Source organism: Pseudomonas gessardii, from assembly GCF_001983165.1.
Classification (GTDB): domain Bacteria; phylum Pseudomonadota; class Gammaproteobacteria; order Pseudomonadales; family Pseudomonadaceae; genus Aquipseudomonas; species Aquipseudomonas gessardii.
On sequence record NZ_MNPU01000010.1, the window covers coordinates 102,578 to 119,356 of the forward strand.

A 16,779-nucleotide genomic window follows, 5' to 3' on the forward strand; every position below is an offset into this window, starting at 1 on the left:
CACAGCGATCCTTTTAGGCGGCGTCTACTTCATGGGGCTCGAAACTGTCGGCCCGGGCCATCTGCCACATGCGCGAATAGAACTCGCCGTTCACTTCGCCGGTCAACAATTCCCCAGGCTTTAAGAACACATGCAACTGCGAGAACAGCTTGATCTCGGTGGCCGACATGCGCCGCACCAGGTGTTTGGCCGACAGTTGCGATGGATGATCCAGGCCGGCCGCCGCGAGCATTTCCGCCAGGGCCTTGAGGGTGTTGCGGTGGAAGTTGAACACGCGCTGGGCTTTGTCCGGCACCACCAGCGCGCGTTGGCGCAAGGGGTCCTGGGTGGCCACGCCGGTCGGGCATTTGTTGGTGTGGCAGCTTTGCGACTGGATGCAGCCGATGGCGAACATAAAGCCCCGGGCCGAGTTGGCCCAGTCGGCGCCGATGGCCAGCACGCTGGCGATATCGAAGGCGCTGACGATCTTGCCGCTGGCGCCGAGCTTGATCTTGTCGCGCAGGTTCAGGCCCACCAGGGTGTTGTGCACAAACAGCAGGCCTTCGCGCAGGGGCACGCCGATATGGTCGGTGAACTCCACGGGCGCAGCGCCGGTGCCACCTTCCTTGCCGTCGACCACAATAAAGTCCGGCAGGATCCCGGTTTCCAGCATGGCCTTGGCAATGCCCATGAACTCCCACGGATGGCCCAGGCAGAACTTGAAGCCCACCGGTTTGCCACCGGACAGTTCACGCAGCTGCGCGATGAATTGCATCAGTTCAATCGGCGTGGAAAACGCGCTGTGGCGTGACGGCGAGATGCAATCTTCGCCCATCAGAATGCCGCGGGTCTCGGCGATTTCCTGGGTCACCTTGTGCTTGGGCAGGATCCCGCCGTGGCCGGGCTTGGCGCCCTGGCTCATCTTGATTTCAATCATCCGTACTTGCGGATTTTGCGCCTGCACCGCAAAGCGTTGCGGGTCGAAACGGCCGTCGCGGGTGCGGCAGCCGAAGTAGCCGCTGCCCAGCTCCCAGGTCAGGTCGCCGCCGTGTTCCCGGTGGTAGGCGCTGATGCTGCCTTCGCCGGTGTCGTGGGCGAAGTTGCCGAGCTTGGCGCCCTGGTTGAGGGCGCGGATGGCATTGGCGCTCAACGAGCCGAAACTCATGGCCGAGATATTGAACACCGACGCCGAATACGGCTGGGTGCACTGCGGGCCGCCGACCATCACGCGAAAGGCGCTGGGGTCGCTCAACGGGGCCGGGCGCATGGAGTGGCCGATAAACTCGAAGCCGGACTGGTACACGTCGATCAGGGTGCCGAAGGGTTTGTCGGCGCTTTCATTCTTGGCCCGCGAATACACCAGCGAGCGCTGGGCCCGGGAGAAGGGCAGGGCGTCGCTGTCGGACTCCAGCAGGTACTGGCGGATTTCCGGGCGGATGCCTTCCACCAGGTAGCGGATATTGCCCAGGATCGGGTAGTTGCGGCGCACCGCGTGGGGGCTTTGCAGCAGGTCGAACACGCCGATCAGGCTGAGCACGCCGGTCACCAGGGTTATCGGCCAGAGCCATTCGTGTTGGATAAAGGGGAGGCTGGCGAGGGTGAAAATGACACACACGGCAAAGAATGCATAACGGCTAAGCAACGACAGGCTCATACGGTTTCCTTGGGTTCGGACTCTCTATGACCTGTAGGAGCCGGCTCCTACAAGGTTCTATTTCTTTAGGGTGTTCACGGTTCACACTGAGCCCAAGCTTACGGGCGAGTTCCTTGCCGGGGCAACCGCATAGAGCCCAAGCCCCGACGGGTATTGCAATACGTTCTCGTTTAGGTGCATTATTTGCGTTACTGTATAACGTATTGATTCTGCCAAAACGCCCCGGAGGCCCCATGAAAGCTGGTATCCATCCCGACTACCGCACCGTGCTGTTCCACGATACTGCCGCCGATGTGTTTTTCCTGATCGGCTCCACTGTCGACACAGACCGCACCCACCGACACAGCGATGGCAACACTTACCCCTACATGGCCCTGGACGTGTCCAGCGCTTCCCACCCGATCTACACCGGCCAGCAGCGCAAGACCCAGGTCGAAGGGCGGATTGCCGGGTTCAACAAACGGTTTGCCTCGTTTGGTTCCAGTCCCAAGCCCGCTCAAGCCTGAACCGCCAGGGCTGTCACGCTGCGGTCTGGCGGATCGGCAGCACCACCCGGAAGGTGGTGCCGCTGCCCACTTCACTCCTCACCGAAATATCCCCATGGTGTTTCTTGACGATGCCATAGGACAGCGACAGCCCCAGGCCCGTGCCTTCGCCCACCGGCTTGGTGGTGAAAAACGGGTCGAAGATTTTCTGCAGGCTGTGGGGGGCGATCCCGCAGCCGTTGTCTGAAACCTCCAGCCAGACCTGATCGCCCTCGACCCCATTGCTCAGGGTGATCGTGCCGCGCTCCGGCCCCATGGCCTGGGCGGCGTTGATCACCAGGTTCATCACCACCTGGTTGATTTGCGAGGCCAGGCATTCGATTTCGGGCAAGGGCTGGTAGTGCTTGATCACATCCGCCTTGTGTTTGAGCTCGCTGGCCACGATGTTCAGGGTCGAGTCGATCCCTTGCTGCAGGTTCGTCCATTGCCAGCTTTCGTCGTTATCGACCCGGGAGAAGTTCTTCAGGTCCTTGACGATCTGCGTCACCCGACCGATGCCATCCTTGGATTCGCGGATCAGGATCGGGATATCTTCCTTGAGAAACTCCAGGTCCAACTCTTTGCGCAAGGCGCTTAGTTGTTCAAGGCCGCCACCGGGCGCCAGGGCCGCCTCAGCCTGTTGATAGGCGTCGAGCATGCACTGCAATTGCTTGAAGTAACCCTCCAGCGTGCCAAGGTTGGAGGTGACGAAGCCGACCGGGTTATTGATTTCGTGCGCCACCCCGGCAGCCATCTGCCCCAGGGAGGCGAGTTTTTCCGATTGGATCAACTGGCTTTCCAGCTGCTTGCGTTCGTCGATTTCCAGTTGCAGGGCCTGGCTGGCCAGGGTCAGTGCCTGGGTGCGCTGTTCGACCAGCTGTTCGAGGTTGATGGTTTTCAGGCGGGCGCGGCGGGCCATGTCCCATTTGGCCGCCAGGGTGTTGGCCATCTGTTGGACTTCGATATTGTCGAAGGGCTTTTTCAGGATCAGCAGCCGGTCGTGGCCCTTGAGGCGCGACAGCAGTTCTTCCCAGGAATAGTCCGAGTAGGCGGTGCACACCACCACTTGCAGGTCCGGGTCGACTTTCCAGAGTTCTTCCATGGTCTGTGCGCCGTCCCAGCCCTGGGGCATGCGCATGTCGACAAAGGCCAGGGCATAGGGCCGGGCTTGTTCCATAGCGGTACACAGTTGTTGCAGGCCCTCCTGGCCACCATAGGCCGAGTCCAGCTCAAACGGTGGGGCCTGGGGTTTGGCGGCCTCGCCAAACAGGGCGCTTTCCATGTCGTCCAGTGCCGCGTTCTGTTCCATAGGCGGCATGAGGATCTTGCGAAAGTCGTCGTGGATCGAGGGGGTGTCGTCAATCAGCAGGATGCGCCGGTTCGGGGGTTGATTCATGGTCAGGTCTCGGCACGCTCAAGAGGGATTTGCAGGGTAAACACGGCGCCCAGGCCGGGCCCATCGCTGTGTACGGTCAGGTGGCCATTCATTTCGATGGCCGCCAGGGCACAGCTGTGCAGGCCGAAGCCATGGCCTTCCTTGCGGGTGGTGAAACCGTGGGTAAAGATCCGCGTCATGTTCTCTGCTGGGATGCCTTCGCCGTCGTCCTTGACGCTGATCTGCAAGGTGTCGTCTGCCACGGCCTGGACCGTCAGGGTTATCTGGCGTGGCCGATCGCTGAGGTTGGACATGGCGTACTTGGCGTTGCTGATCAGGTTCACCAGGATCAGCAGCAAGCGGTGTTTGTCGGCCATGACCTCGGGGACCGGGTGAAAGTCCTTGACCACCGTGACGTGGTGGCGGTTCAAGGCGCCGGAGTTCATGCGCAGCGCGTCTTCGACCAGGGCGCTGATATGCACCGGCTCCAGCAGCTTGGAGGCCCCGGCATAGGATTGCTGGGTAGACACGATCTCCTTGATGTGGTCGACGCTCTTGGTCAGTTGCCCCAGTTCATCGGCCAGGCCTTGCTGCTCGATAGCAATGGCGTCGACCAACTGATTCAAATACCCCGGCAGTAATTTGCCCTTGTCATCTTCTGTGAGGAAGGTGCCCAGGTCATGGGGGTGCTCGTTGATCAACTGCATGGCCTTGCCCAGCCCCAGGGCCTTGCTGGCCCGCAGCTTGCGGGTGACCAGGTCGGCGGAGACGTTCACGCTGTTGAGCACGTTGCCGACGTTGTGCAGCACGTTGGTGGCAATTTCCGCCATGCCGGCCTGGCGGGCGCTGTCGAGCAGCTCGCTCTGGGCGTCCTTGAGTTCCCGGGTACGCGCTTCGACCCGTTGTTCGAGGCTTTCGTTGGAGGCCTGCAAGGCCCGGTTGACCCGGTTGATCTCGGCGAAGCTGCGCAACAGGTGCACGGCCAGGTACACCAGTACCAGCATCAGCAAGGCCGAAAAGACCAGTAGGTAGCGGTGGTACTTCTGGTCGATAAGGTCGACGGCCTGTTGGTCCTGGTTGAGTTGGGTGGTCAGCTCATCCAACTGCTCGGCCAGCGGGATCACGGCGATGCGTTCCAGCAAACTGTTGACCACCGGCTGCTCGCGCATGATCAGGGAGATGTGGCTGCTGAGAATTTCGATCGGGCCCTGGAAATCTGGTGGCAGGTGTTCCTTGTTGACCGCCAGTTTGTTCAACCCGACCAGAATATCCGCTGCCTTGTCATCACTGGCTACCAGGGCGAACTCAAGACTGCTGAGCAACAGGTCGTAGGTGTCGGTGGCAATGTCTTGCAACTGCAGTCGAAGTTGGTCGTCCAGCAGGCCGAATTGCGCCTGGATATCGTCTTCGGCGTTTGGCAGGAAGGCCAGTGAGTTGCGCAAAACCGCGTTATGGGCCTTGAACTGGTCCACCAGCCGCGCCTTTTCCTGAACCGCTGCCTGATAGGTGCTTTGCAGCGCCTGCCAGTGGGTGGGGTCGGCATGGGCGTGCAGCGACTCCTGCTGCGTCAGGGTGGCCCAGAGGCTGTTCATTTCGTTGAGGGGGGCAACCAGCGGGTCATAATTGTGGGTCAGGGCAATCCGTGCCTTGAGTACCTCGCTGTCCCATTGCGCGTTCAATTGCTTGATATGGCGGATCAAGTCGCGCGATTGTGTGTAGTTGCTGCTCAGGTCCGACGAAGACTTGACGTACAAGAACACCAGGATCGAGGCCAGCACGAGGGTGATGGCGCCCAGCAGGGCCAGGCTGGAGCGGCGGGTCAGCTTCATAGCGGTTTGCCTGCCCACTCGCCGGTCAACGTCTTGAGAAACTGCACGATCAGGGTCTTGTCCTCGCTGGTGGGGATGCGTCCCAACTGATACTTGAACATCACGGCAACGGCCTCTTCCAGGGTCTTGGCCGAGGCGTCGTGAAAGTACGGGGCGGTGACGGCGACATTACGCAGGCTCGGCACCTTGAACACATGGCGGTCCTCTTCATCCTGGGTCAGGAGGTAGCGCCCCAGGTCAGCTTCCACCGGGTTGCCGCGGTCCTTGAAGTAGTCCCCCATCACGCCGAACTTCTGGTACATGTTGCCCCCGATGTTGACCCCTTGATGGCAGGCAATACAACCGTATTCCTTGAAGCGCAGGTAGCCCTGTTTTTCGTCGTAGCTGAGGATATCGGTATTGCCCAGCAGGTACTGGTCGAAGCGTGAGTTGGGTGTGAGCAGGGAGCGCTCATACGTTGCCAGGGCGCTCTGCACGTTGCTGGCCGTGACGCCATCGGCATAGGCCTGGGTGAAGGCGTGCTGGTATTCAGGCACGGCGGCCAAGGTTGTGACGACGTTTTGCCAGGTGTTGCCCATTTCCACGGGGCTGATCACCACTTGTTCGATCTGGGCCTCCAGGGTGTCCACCCGGGCGTTCCAGAACTGTTTGAAGTTCAAGGTGGCGTTGAACACCGTGGGTGTGTTGAGGGCCACGGGCTTGCCGTCGAAGCCCAGGGAGAAGGGTTTGTCATCGGCGCCGCCTTTATCCAGGCGATGGCAACTGGCGCAAGACAGCGTGTTATTGATCGAAAGACGCGTTTCATTGAACAGCCGACGCCCCAACTCGACCTGCGCCGCGTCCAGTGCGGGCACCTCGGGCAGGGGCTTGAGCGCCTCATCGAGGGGGGCGGCCAGTGCCGCTGAGCTGCCCAGCCAGATGCCGAGCACAAGGCTTGTGCCCCATGCCAGCGGGTAACGCGATGGTGTATTGCTCAACTTGAATTCCTTGTGAGCAGAGGATTATTGATCCGGCATCAGATGACTTCGGCCGGGTTCCAGCAGCAGGGCAAAATCCTCGGCCGCCACGGCTTTGCTGAACAGGTAGCCCTGGCCCTCCTCGCAGTTCCTGGTTTTGAGGAACTCCAACTGCTCCAGAGTCTCCACGCCTTCGGCAATGATATTCAGGTCCAGGCTCTTGCCCAGGCTGATAATGGCACTGATCAATTGCAGGTCCTGGGAACTCTCGGCCATGCCGCGAATAAACGATTGATCGATTTTTAGCACATCGACGGGAAAGCGCCGCAGGTAACTGAGGCTGGAATAACCGGTGCCAAAGTCATCGATGGCCAGCCGCACGCCCATTTTTTTGATCTCGCGCAGGGTTGTCACGGTCTCCTCGACGTTCTGCATCAGTACGCTTTCGGTGATCTCCAGCTCCAGCAGGGCGGGCGCCAGGCCCGTCTGCTCAAGGGTGGCGGCGAGGTTGGGGACAAAATCGCGCTGGCGGAAATCGATAGCCGAAATATTCACCGAAACACAAATGGGCGCCAAGCCCTGGGCCTGCCAGCGTCGGGCCTGTGCGCAGGCCTGGCGCAATACCCACTGGCTCAAGGGCACGATCAGGCCACTGTCTTCGGCCATCGGGATAAAGGCGGATGGGTAGATCCAGCCATGGTCAGGTTGATACCAGCGGATCAGGGCTTCGGCACCGACAATCCGCCCGCTTTTCAAGTCCAGTTTCGGCTGGTAGTGCAAGACAAACTCGTCGTGCTCCAGGGCCAGGCGAATCGCGGCCTCCAGGGTTTGTTGCTGGCGCGCGATCAGGTTCATGTCTTCGATAAAGAAGCTGAAGCTGTCAGGCCCGTGCTCCTTGACGTTGTTCATGGCGGTTTCCGCCTTCTTGATCAGGTCCACGGCGTTGAAACTGTCATTGGGGTAAATGCTGATGCCAAGGCTGGCGGTGACACGCAGGTCATGGCCGGCGATATGGCGGGTACGCCCCACGGCCGTGAGGACTTTCTCGGCAATGCCCTGGGTTTGCTGGGGGTGATGAATGTCGTTGAGGATCATCACGAACTCATCCGAGCCGTAGCGGAACACCGAGTCGGACGCACGGACCGTGGCCACCAGGTCCTGGCTGACCTGTTGCAGCACCTCGTCGCCCACCGGGTGGCCCAAGGCATTGTTGATGCGCTTGAAGCGGTCCAGGCCAATGAACATGACGGCCAGTTGCGTATCGTGGCGCCTGCCCAGGGCAATGGCCTGGGTCAGTCGGTCGCCCAGCAGTGTGCTGTTGGGCAGGCTGGTGAGGGCATCGTATTGCAGCAGGTGCGAGACCTTGAGGAGCTCCTGGACCCGCTCCTCGATCGTGCGCTCCAGGCTCAACACCTTGAGCAGTGCATCCTGTGCCAATTGCCATTTCCAGGTCAGGGCACTGGCCATCTGGCGGATTTCCAGGTGGTCGAAAGGCTTTTTCAGGATCAGCAACTGATCGTTGAACTTCAGGCGCGCTTCAATCGCTTCAAAGGAGTAGTCAGAGTAGGCCGTACACAAGGCGATCTGCAGGTTGGGGTCGATGTTCCACAACTGTTCGATGGTTTCCAGGCCATCCCACCCCGGCGGCATGCGCATGTCGATAAAGGCCAGGGCGTACGGCGTGTTGTCGGCCAGCGCCTGGTGTACCAGGGCCAGGGCTTCCTGGCCCTGGTAGGCGGAATCCAGGGAATAGCTCTGGTGCAGAGTAGGCGAAGTGCCGAACAGGCTTTGTTCGATGCTTTCCAGCGTCTGGTCGGCAATGGTCTCGGCACAGAGGATCTTGCGGAAGTCCTGATGGATCGACGCGGTATCGTCGACGATCAGGATGCGGCGGTTCGCACGTTCGCCCTGGGGGCTCATGACTGCCACTCACTTAGGCGCAACAGCATGGATGGGCACATAAGGCGTCCTTTCCTCAATGGCGGGGTTGAGTGAGCCAATTACTTTATCTTCAAGGGTAGCCTACTCCCTTGAAATAGTCGGTCAGTTGGCGTCAAATCAGCCGCAGTTCACCCTTTGACCTCGTGCGCTGATTGCCTGGGCAAGCGCCGCCTGCAGTCCACGGCAAGGTGCAGGGGTTCAATCTAGTTCAAGTTTGAGCAGGTGTCGCCATGGATGAGCAACTCGCTACCCCTTCCGCCTATAAACCCACGGTGTTGCTGGTCGATGACGAAGAGTCGATCCTCAACAGCCTGCGCCGCCTGCTGCGCGGCCAGCCCTATGAGGTGGTGCTGGCCGGCAGCGGTGCCCAGGCCCTGGAGATCATGGCGGCCCAGCCCATCGACCTGGTAATGACCGACGCCCGGATGCCCGCCATGGACGGTGCGACGTTGCTGGCCGAAACCCACCGCCTGTACCCGGCAACCTCGCGCATCCTGCTGACGGGCTACGCCGACCTGACGATGATCATCAAGGCCATCAACGAGGGGCAGATCCACCGCTACATCAGCAAGCCGTGGAACGATGAAGAGATGCTCCTGGTTTTGCGCCAGTCCCTGGAGCATCAGTTTTCCGAGCGCGAAAGGCTGCGCCTGGAGCACCTGACCCGCGAACAGAACGATCAGCTCAAGGCGCTCAATGCCACCCTGGAAAAACGCGTGCTCTCGCGCACCAGCGAGCTGCAGCAGACCGCTGACATGTTGGACCTGGCCTACGATGAGCTCAAGCGCAGCTATGTGACCGGCACCGAGGTGTTTTCCCTGCTGGCCAACCTGCGCCTGCCCAAGGAAAAGCAGACCAACCGCCCGCTGATCGAGCTGATCCGGGTCTACTGCAAGGCCCAGTCGATGGATGAGTCCAGTGTGCGCGACCTGACCATGGCTGCGGCGCTCTACAACGTCGGCAAGTTGAGTTGGGCCGACCGCATGATGATCGCCCCCTCTGACCTGCTGCACAGCACCGACCGCGAGCTGTATCGCACTTACCCGACCCAGAGCGAATCGCTGCTGATGACCCTGGAACCGATGAAAGATGCGGCGCGCATCATCCGTCACCACCAGGAACGCTGGGACGGCAGTGGCTTTCCCGACCACCTCAAGGGGGACGGGATTCCCTTTGGCTCACGGCTATTGAAGCTGGCGGTGGACTTTATCGAGTTGCAGCGCGGCTTGATCCTTGAGCGCAACATGAACAGCGACGAAGCGCTGCTGTATATCCGCAAATACGCGGGCCGCCTGTATGACCCGGACATGGTGGAAGACTTTGTCCAGGCCTGTGCCGCGTTCCTCAGTGACGTGACCCTGGGCGACCCGAGCGTCAAGGTCCTGGGCACCCGTGAGCTGGCCGCCGGCATGGTCCTGGCGCGCAACCTCAACGCCGACAATGGCATGCTGCTGCTCAACGCCGGCAAGGTGCTTAACCTGCCGCTGGTGGACAAGCTGATCGCCTTTGAAGCCATGGAGGGCGCCAAGTACAGCGTGTTCATCAAGGAGCCCGAGGAACCCGCGCCCTCGCTATAGGGCCAGCGGGCATTGCGGCGCAGTGCGGGGGCATGTGATCCTTTGCGCCCTTTACTCCAAGGCGTTGACTTCATGTCCAAGACCATCCGTATCGCCGCTGCCCTGTTGATCGGCAGCGACGGCCAGACCCTGCTGGTGCGCAAGCGCGGCACCCAGGCCTTCATGCAGCCGGGCGGCAAGATCGATGCGGGCGAGCAACCGGCGCAGGCCCTGGCGCGCGAGCTGTACGAAGAGCTGGGGTTGCGTATCGAGCCGGCGGCGGCGCACTACCTTGGCCACTTCTCGGCACCGGCGGCCAATGAGCCGGGGTTTACCGTGGCGGCCGAGCTGTTTGAGGTGCATATCGACGTGCCGGTGACCCCCGCCGCCGAGATCGAGGAAGTGCGCTGGATCGACCCGATGGGCGACGGCGGCCTGGCATTGGCGCCCTTGACACGCGACCTGATCCTGCCGTTCTATCGCTCATCGCTGACCACTACTGCCTGAGCTGTCGGGCGCCAAGGACTGACCCGTGATCCCCCTCAATGACTTGCTGATTTTTGCCGCCGCCTCGCTATTGCTGGTACTCACACCCGGCCCGAACATGATCTACCTGATTTCCCGTTCGATCTGCCAGGGCCGCAAGGCCGGGGTGACGTCGCTGTTGGGTGTGGTCGCGGGGTTCTTTGTGCATTTGTTCGCCGCCGCCGCGGGTTTGACCGCCGTGTTTCTTACGGTGCCGATGGCCTATGAAGTGCTGAAATGGGCAGGCGCGCTGTACCTGTTGTGGCTGGCCTGGCAGGCGGTGAAGCCAGGCGCCCGTTCGCCGTTCGAGGCCCAGCAACTGCCTGCCGATTCGCCGCGCAAGCTGGTGACCATGGGCTTTTTGACCAGTGCGCTGAACCCGAAAATCGCGGTGTTCTACCTGTCGGTGTTCCCGCAGTTCATCACCCCGGAACACGGTTCGATCTTTACCCAGAGCCTGATGCTGGGCTTTACCCAGATCAGTGTCAGCTTTGTGGTCAACCTGCTGATCTCGCTGGGCGCCGCGAGCATTGCCGCCTGGTTTATCCACAACCCCACGTGGCTGGCGGTGCAGCGTTATTTCATGGGGTTTGTGCTGGCCGCCCTGGCGGTGCGCCTGATGCTGGAGCAACGGCGCAGCGCGTAAACACTCAGCGGACCGCGCTGACCCCATCCAGGGTGGAAAACGACGTGTCCTTGGCGGTCAGCAAAAAGTCACGCATGTACGGCGCATCCAGCATATCCGCACGGATCCCGGCGTACAGCGTGGCGAACAGCCCCTTCTCCCCCAGCCGCTTGGCCTTCACATAACCCCGCGAGCTGTACTCATGCAGCGCCCAGTGGGGCATGCCACACACGCCGCGTCCGCTGGCCACCAACTGCATCATCATCACCGTCAGTTCCGCGGTGCGCACCTGGGCCGGCTCGACGTCGGCCGGTTCCAGGAAACGGGTGAAGATGTCCAGGCGGTCGCGCTCCACCGGGTAGGTGATCAGGGTTTCGCTGAGCAAATCCTCGGGCACGATATACGGCTTGTGCGCCAGGGCGTGCTGGTTGGCCACGGCGAGCATGGCTTCGTAGGTGAACAACGGCACATAGGTGATGCCCGCCAGCTCCAGCGGGTCGGAGGTCACCACCAGGTCCAGGTCGCCACGGGCCAGGGCTGGCAGCGGGGCGAAGGCAAACCCCGAGGCCAGGTCCAGCTCGACTTCCGGCCAGGCATCGCGGAACTGGTCGATGGTTGGCATCAGCCACTGGAAGCAGCTGTGGCATTCGATCGCCATATGCAGGCGCCCGGCGGTGCCCCCGGCCAGGCGCGCAATATCCCGTTCGGCACCGCGCAGCAGCGGCAGGGTGGCATCCGCCAGTTGCAGCAGGCGCAGGCCGGCGCTGGTGAAGCGCACCGGCTTGGTCTTGCGCACAAACAGCGGCATGCCCAGGCGCTCTTCCAGCTCCTTGAACTGGTGGGACAACGCCGACTGGGTCAGGTGCAGGCGCTCGGCGGCTTCTACCAGGCTGTCGGCTTCGCGCAGGGCGTGTAGGGTCTTGAGGTGGCGGATTTCGAGCACGGGCTCTCCATGAAGAAAATTTGTGACAAGTTCGGGTAGCGTGAGTTTGTCTCATGTTGAGCGGGCTGTCGACCATGACCGCTGGGCACTCTTCATCAAACTGTCACGTAACTGTGGCAGCGCGCTTGAACAAACTTCATCAGACTCGCGCTCTACTGGGGTTCTGTGTTTCGGTGTTTTCCATGCGCGTGTTGTTTTTACTGGCCGCTCTCTTGTTCGGCCTGCCGTCGTTTGCGGCGTCTCGATGTGATGTCAATGTCCCGACTGAGCGGGTCGACCTGGCCACGGTGAGCCTGGCGTACCAGAGCATTGGCCGTGCTTCCGATCCGGCGTTGCTGCTGGTGATGGGCTTGGGCGGGCAGTTGATCCATTGGCCGGACGAAGTGGTGGTCGCCCTGTGCCAACAAGGTTTTCGGGTGATTCGCTACGACAACCGCGACGTCGGTCTGTCCACCTGGCGCCAGGCCCCGGCCAGCGCCAACCTGACCTTTGAAGTGTTGCGCTACAAACTGGGCCTGCCGGTGGCCGCGCCCTACACCCTGACCGATATGGCCGACGATGCCCTGGGGTTGATGGATGCGCTACAGATCCGCCAGTTCCATGTGCTGGGCGCCAGCATGGGCGGGATGATCGCCCAGCACCTGGCGGCCATGGCGCCGCAGCGCGTGGAAAGCCTGACCCTGATCATGACCAGCTCCGGCGCCGAAGGCCTGCCCGCGCCGAATGCCGCGCTGGTGCAACTGCTGTCACGGCGCAGCGCGCCCAACCGCGCAGTGGCCCTGGAGCAACAGGCCGACTTGCTGGCGGCCCTGGGCAGCCCCCAGGTCCAGGATGATCGCCAGGCGTTGTTGCAGCAGGCGGCGCAGTCCTATGACCGCGCGTTCAACCCCGAGGGGGTGAAGCGCCAGATCATGGCGATCCTCGCGGAGCCGAGCCGGGTGCCGCTGCTCAACCAACTGCGGGTGCCGACCCTGGTGGTACACGGCACGGCCGATCCATTGCTGCCGGTGATGCATGGCGTGCACCTGGCGGCGCATATCCAGGGCAGCCAGTTGCGGCTGATCCCGGGCCTGGCCCATCGTTTCCAGGAGGCCTTCAAGGCGCCGTTGCTGGCGGCGGTGTTGCCGTACCTGCAAGCCCACCGCGCAGAGGCGGCGCATTGGGCGCAGGTCGAACCGCTGGCCCCCGCCAAGGTTTTATGACGGCCGCGTAGAGGTGTATGGTGCGAACTTTGTGGCGTGTAATGCCTGCGAGGTTGCGTAAATGAGTACTTCCCTGAAAATCGATTTTGTCAGCGACGTGTCCTGCCCCTGGTGCGTCATCGGCCTGCGCGGCCTGACCGAGGCCCTGGATCAAATGGGCGCCGAAGTGCAGGCCCAGATCCACTTCCAGCCTTTCGAGCTGAACCCGAACATGCCCGCCGAAGGGCAAAACATCGTGGAACACATCACCGAAAAATACGGCTCCAGTGCCGAAGAGTCCCAGGCCAACCGCGCGCGCATCCGCGACATGGGCGCCGCCCTGGGCTTTGCGTTTCGTACCGATGGCCAAAGCCGTATCTACAACACCTTCGACGCCCATCGCCTGCTGCATTGGGCCGGCCTCGAGGGCTTGCAGTACAACCTCAAGGAAGCGCTGTTCAAGGCTTACTTCAGCGATGGCCAGGACCCGTCCGACCACGCCACGTTGGCGATCATTGCCGAAAGCGTTGGCCTGGACCTCCAGCGCGCAGCCGAGATCCTGGCCTCGGACGAGTACGCCGCCGAGGTGCGCGAGCAGGAGCAACTGTGGGTATCGCGCGGGGTGAGTTCGGTGCCGACCATCGTGTTCAACGACCAGTACGCGGTCAGCGGCGGGCAGCCGGTTGAGGCGTTTGTCGGCGCTATCCGCCAGATCATCAACGAGTCCAAGGCCTAAAGCCGAGCGCAAAGCAAAATGTGGGAGCTGGCTTGCCTGCGATGGCGGTGTGTCAGCTAAGTATCTTTTAACTGGCCCACCGCCATCGCGGGCAAGCCCGCTCCCACACAAGCCCGCTCCCACATGGGCTCATTGTGTAATCATCCAACCCTGGCCCATCCCTTGCATTACTCCCCTAAAGCCCAGCCGGTAGGCGGCTGGGCACTGCCAGGGGGGGCACATTACCTTGAATATCCTCGATCTCGACCACAGCCTCACGGCCCAGGCGCCCATCGCCCGGCGTCTGGCCAGTGGTCAGGCCACGCGCCTGGACCTGCTCGACCTGGGTCCGAAGCTGCGCCTGTGGTCCACCGAAAAAACCTGGAAGCGCTTTGCCCAGCGCCTGGCCCAACGGCCCCGGCCAGGCACGGCGCGCCCGGAAATCTTCTTTGTCGGCTCCGGCGACTATCACCACCTGACCCCGGCTTTTCTCGCCGAGGTGCAGGAGCCCATCAGCCTGATCCACTTCGACAACCACCCCGACTGGGTACGCCTGGCTCCGCGCCGACACTGCGGTTCATGGGTCAACCAGGCCCTGAAGATGCCGGCGATCCAGCGCATCGTCACCCTCGGCCCGTGCAGCGACGACCTGCACAACCCGCAACTGCGCGGCGGCAACCTCGGCGCCCTCAAGCGCGGGCACTTGCAGTTGTTTCCCTGGCAGCACGCGCCGTCGAAAGTCTGGGGCCGGGTAGGGGATGGTGCCGGCCATGCACAACAGGAGAACCACCTGCATTGGCGCAACCTCGCTGAGCTTGATTGGCCCGCATTCCTTGAGCAGATGATCGCCAGCCTGCCCACCGAGGCGGTGTGGATCACCCTCGACAAGGATGTGCTGGCCAGCGAGGACGCGGCCACCAACTGGGACCAGGGCGGCATGCGCCTGCCCCACCTGTTGCAGGCGCTGCGGATGCTGGCGGCGAGCAAACGGATCGTCGGCATCGACGTGTGTGGCGAGTTTGCCCAGCCTGTGTTCAGCAACGCCTTCAAACGGTGGGAAGCCAAGTCCGACCAACCCCCGGCCGAGCGCTGGAGCGCGGACGACCTGCTGCGTAACGCGACCACCAATGAAGCGTTGATCAACCTGTTCGAGGAGCTGTTTCCGTGACCCTGACCGTGGTGTTGCTGGTGGCCTTTTCCATCGTGCTCGATGTGATCGGCCAGCTGTGTTTCAAACTGGGCCTGGACCGTTTGCCGGAGCTGGAGGGCGGGTTTCGCCTGAATGCCTTCTGGGGCCAGGTGTTCAATGCGCCGTTGCTGTGGGCGGGCATCGGCGCCTATGTGATCGAGTTTTTCGTCTGGCTCGAAGCCTTGTCCCGCGCGCCGTTGAGCCTGCTGTTCCCGGCCGCCGCCCTGGCCTATTGCGGGGTGGTGCTGGCGGGCAAGGTGGTGCTGGGCGAAACCGTCAGCCGTCGGCGCTGGCTGGGCACGCTGGTGATTACCGCCGGGGTGATGTTGGTGGCAATAGCGGGAGCACAATCATGAATTCGCAAGAGATGGCGCTGCGCCCGGTTGGCTGGCTGCATGGGCGCCTGGGCACCGTGGTGCTGTGGGCGTTATTGATCCTTACCGAAAGCGCCGGCCAGTTGTTTACCAAGGTGGCTGGCGATCAATTGGGGCAGATGGATTTCAACTGGCAATGGTTGGCGGCGGTGGCGGTCAACCCCGGGGTTCTCGCGGCGATCGCCTGCTATATCGGCGCATTTTTTGTGTGGATGCTGATCCTACGGCGCAGCAGCCTGTCCCTGGCCTTCCCCCTGAGTTCGCTGGTGTTTGTGGTGGTGCTGCTGGGCTCGTGGCTGGGCTTGGGCGAGCACATCAGCTTCCTGCACTGGGTGGGCGTGGTGGTGATTATTGGCGGGATTGCGCTGTTGGCCGAGGGCGAGGAAAACTGAGTTCCCTGTGAAATACGGACTAAATGTGTGAGCGGGCTTGTGTGGGAGCTGGCTTGCCTGCGATAGCATCACCGCGGTGTAACTGAGACACCGAGGCGCCTGCATCGCAGGCAAGCCAGCTCCCACACAAGCTTGCTCCCACATTTTGATGGGTGTCGCCCTTGAGACAATCAATCAAAGGTATAGCTGATCGCCGTCTGCACCTGCCCCTGGTTCACCTCGCCGGTCTGGCGCACGAGGCTGCTATCGGCCGCCGAACCTGTCAGGTGTATCCAACTGGCACTGGTCAGCAGCGTCCACTTGGGTGCCAGGGGGATCTGCAGGCTCTGGGTCAGGGTCAGGTTCTGGAACCCGCCGCTGGCGCTGTACGGGCGAATCCCGGAGTTTGCCGCCTCATGCTCATCCACCCCGAAAAACGTCTGGGTCTGGCGGCCATCGGCAAAGTGTGCGACCAGGCCACTGCTGCCAATCACCCCGCCGCCCAGCGGGTAACCCAGTTCCCCGCCGAGCTTGCCGAGCACGCCGCTCTGCTCGCGGGCGCCGCCCACGGCCCGGCCCAGTTGCGCATAGACCCGCCAGAAATCGGCCGGTGCGTACTGGATAAACCCGCCGATCTCGGCCATGTCCGACACGTCCCGCAAACCCCGTAGCGGGCCATTGGCCGCGCGTCCCGGCAAGTAGTTGAGGTAGGGGCCAGCGCTGAAACCCTGGTGGTTGAGCGCGCTCCAGGTCAGGCCGTCATCGGTATCGAGGCTGACATCGCCCCACTCCAGGTCGAAGTAGGGCACCGGCACCGTGTGATAGCGGCTGCCAGTGGGCTCGCGGGGCTGGTAGCTGGCGCCAAGGCCGACCTCGCCGCTAATGCCTTGAGCCAACGCCGAGCCCGCCCAAAGGCCAAGCAAACCGGCGAACAGCGCCGAACTCATCCTGCACATCATGGTATTGCCCTCTCGAAAACATACGCGCATGAACGCGCAGGCGCGGGGGCTCACGCAAGCACTCATCTTGTTTGTAGCGACCT

The 16,779-nt window shown here is 62.1% G+C and carries 16 protein-coding genes; 9 read left to right on the plus strand and 7 right to left on the minus strand.

Annotated elements, in window-relative coordinates:
- Positions 1-13: 13 nt before the first annotated feature.
- The gene (locus BLL38_RS09905; protein ID WP_076962403.1) at positions 14-1,633 is read right to left on the minus strand and encodes an FMN-binding glutamate synthase family protein; all 1,620 of its coding nucleotides are present in this window, start codon (positions 1,631-1,633) and stop codon (positions 14-16) included.
- A 233-nt stretch (positions 1,634-1,866) separates the two neighbouring features.
- On the opposite strand from BLL38_RS09905, the gene BLL38_RS09910 reads away from it, so the two are divergent.
- Positions 1,867-2,139 (plus strand): type B 50S ribosomal protein L31, encoded by a 273-nt coding sequence (locus BLL38_RS09910; protein ID WP_076962404.1) that lies wholly within the window; start codon positions 1,867-1,869, stop codon positions 2,137-2,139.
- Between the two features lie 13 nt (positions 2,140-2,152).
- Here BLL38_RS09910 and BLL38_RS09915 read toward each other — a convergent pair whose 3' ends face one another.
- The 4 genes from BLL38_RS09915 to BLL38_RS09930 are packed head-to-tail and all read right to left on the minus strand — an operon-like array spanning position 2,153 to position 8,237.
- Entirely contained in the window at positions 2,153-3,553 is a 1,401-nt protein-coding gene (locus BLL38_RS09915; protein WP_076962405.1) for an ATP-binding protein, read from the minus strand.
- A gap of 2 nt (positions 3,554-3,555) precedes the next feature.
- A complete protein-coding gene (locus BLL38_RS09920) occupies positions 3,556-5,361 on the minus strand; it encodes a DAHL domain-containing protein (protein ID WP_076962406.1) in 1,806 nt (601 codons plus the stop codon).
- Positions 5,358-6,311 (minus strand): cytochrome-c peroxidase, encoded by a 954-nt coding sequence (locus BLL38_RS09925; protein ID WP_090413070.1) that lies wholly within the window; start codon positions 6,309-6,311, stop codon positions 5,358-5,360. Before BLL38_RS09925 ends, BLL38_RS09920 begins: the two co-directional genes overlap by 4 nt.
- Positions 6,312-6,362: 51 nt before the next feature.
- On the minus strand, positions 6,363-8,237 hold the full coding sequence (locus tag BLL38_RS09930; RefSeq protein WP_076962408.1) for a putative bifunctional diguanylate cyclase/phosphodiesterase: 1,875 nt from the start codon (positions 8,235-8,237) through the stop codon (positions 6,363-6,365).
- A 251-nt stretch (positions 8,238-8,488) separates the two neighbouring features.
- Here BLL38_RS09930 and nosR point away from each other — a divergent pair, with 251 nt between their 5' ends.
- The 3 genes from nosR (at position 8,489) to BLL38_RS09945 (ending at position 10,985) form a co-directional block, all read left to right on the plus strand.
- Complete coding sequence (nosR, locus tag BLL38_RS09935; protein WP_076962409.1) at positions 8,489-9,835, plus strand: response regulator c-di-GMP phosphodiesterase, NosR family; 1,347 nt, start codon at positions 8,489-8,491, stop codon at positions 9,833-9,835.
- 72 nt (positions 9,836-9,907) lie between these two features.
- Positions 9,908-10,321, plus strand: coding sequence for an NUDIX hydrolase (locus BLL38_RS09940; RefSeq protein ID WP_076962410.1), 414 nt, complete (start codon positions 9,908-9,910; stop codon positions 10,319-10,321).
- Positions 10,322-10,346: 25 nt separating this feature from the next.
- Positions 10,347-10,985 (plus strand): LysE family translocator, encoded by a 639-nt coding sequence (locus BLL38_RS09945; protein WP_076962411.1) that lies wholly within the window; start codon positions 10,347-10,349, stop codon positions 10,983-10,985.
- Between the two features lie 4 nt (positions 10,986-10,989).
- Here the strand turns inward: BLL38_RS09945 and metR are convergent, their stop codons facing one another.
- Complete coding sequence (gene metR / locus BLL38_RS09950) at positions 10,990-11,907, minus strand: transcriptional regulator MetR (protein WP_076962412.1); 918 nt, start codon at positions 11,905-11,907, stop codon at positions 10,990-10,992.
- Positions 11,908-12,089: 182 nt separating this feature from the next.
- Here metR and BLL38_RS09955 point away from each other — a divergent pair, with 182 nt between their 5' ends.
- The 5 genes from BLL38_RS09955 to BLL38_RS09975 all read left to right on the plus strand — a co-directional run bounded on the left by BLL38_RS09955 (position 12,090) and on the right by BLL38_RS09975 (position 15,758).
- Complete coding sequence (locus tag BLL38_RS09955) at positions 12,090-13,109, plus strand: alpha/beta fold hydrolase (protein ID WP_076962413.1); 1,020 nt, start codon at positions 12,090-12,092, stop codon at positions 13,107-13,109.
- A 61-nt stretch (positions 13,110-13,170) separates the two neighbouring features.
- Complete coding sequence (locus BLL38_RS09960) at positions 13,171-13,824, plus strand: DsbA family oxidoreductase (protein ID WP_076962414.1); 654 nt, start codon at positions 13,171-13,173, stop codon at positions 13,822-13,824.
- A gap of 226 nt (positions 13,825-14,050) precedes the next feature.
- Complete coding sequence (locus BLL38_RS09965) at positions 14,051-14,971, plus strand: arginase family protein (protein WP_076962415.1); 921 nt, start codon at positions 14,051-14,053, stop codon at positions 14,969-14,971.
- The gene (locus BLL38_RS09970; protein ID WP_076962416.1) at positions 14,968-15,348 is read left to right on the plus strand and encodes a DMT family transporter; all 381 of its coding nucleotides are present in this window, start codon (positions 14,968-14,970) and stop codon (positions 15,346-15,348) included. Before BLL38_RS09965 ends, BLL38_RS09970 begins: the two co-directional genes overlap by 4 nt.
- Complete coding sequence (locus BLL38_RS09975) at positions 15,345-15,758, plus strand: DMT family transporter (RefSeq protein ID WP_076962417.1); 414 nt, start codon at positions 15,345-15,347, stop codon at positions 15,756-15,758. Before BLL38_RS09970 ends, BLL38_RS09975 begins: the two co-directional genes overlap by 4 nt.
- A 170-nt stretch (positions 15,759-15,928) precedes the next feature.
- On the opposite strand, the gene BLL38_RS09980 is transcribed toward BLL38_RS09975, so the two are convergent.
- On the minus strand, positions 15,929-16,693 hold the full coding sequence (locus BLL38_RS09980) for a MipA/OmpV family protein (RefSeq protein ID WP_076962436.1): 765 nt from the start codon (positions 16,691-16,693) through the stop codon (positions 15,929-15,931).
- Between the last annotated feature and the right edge of the window lie 86 nt (positions 16,694-16,779).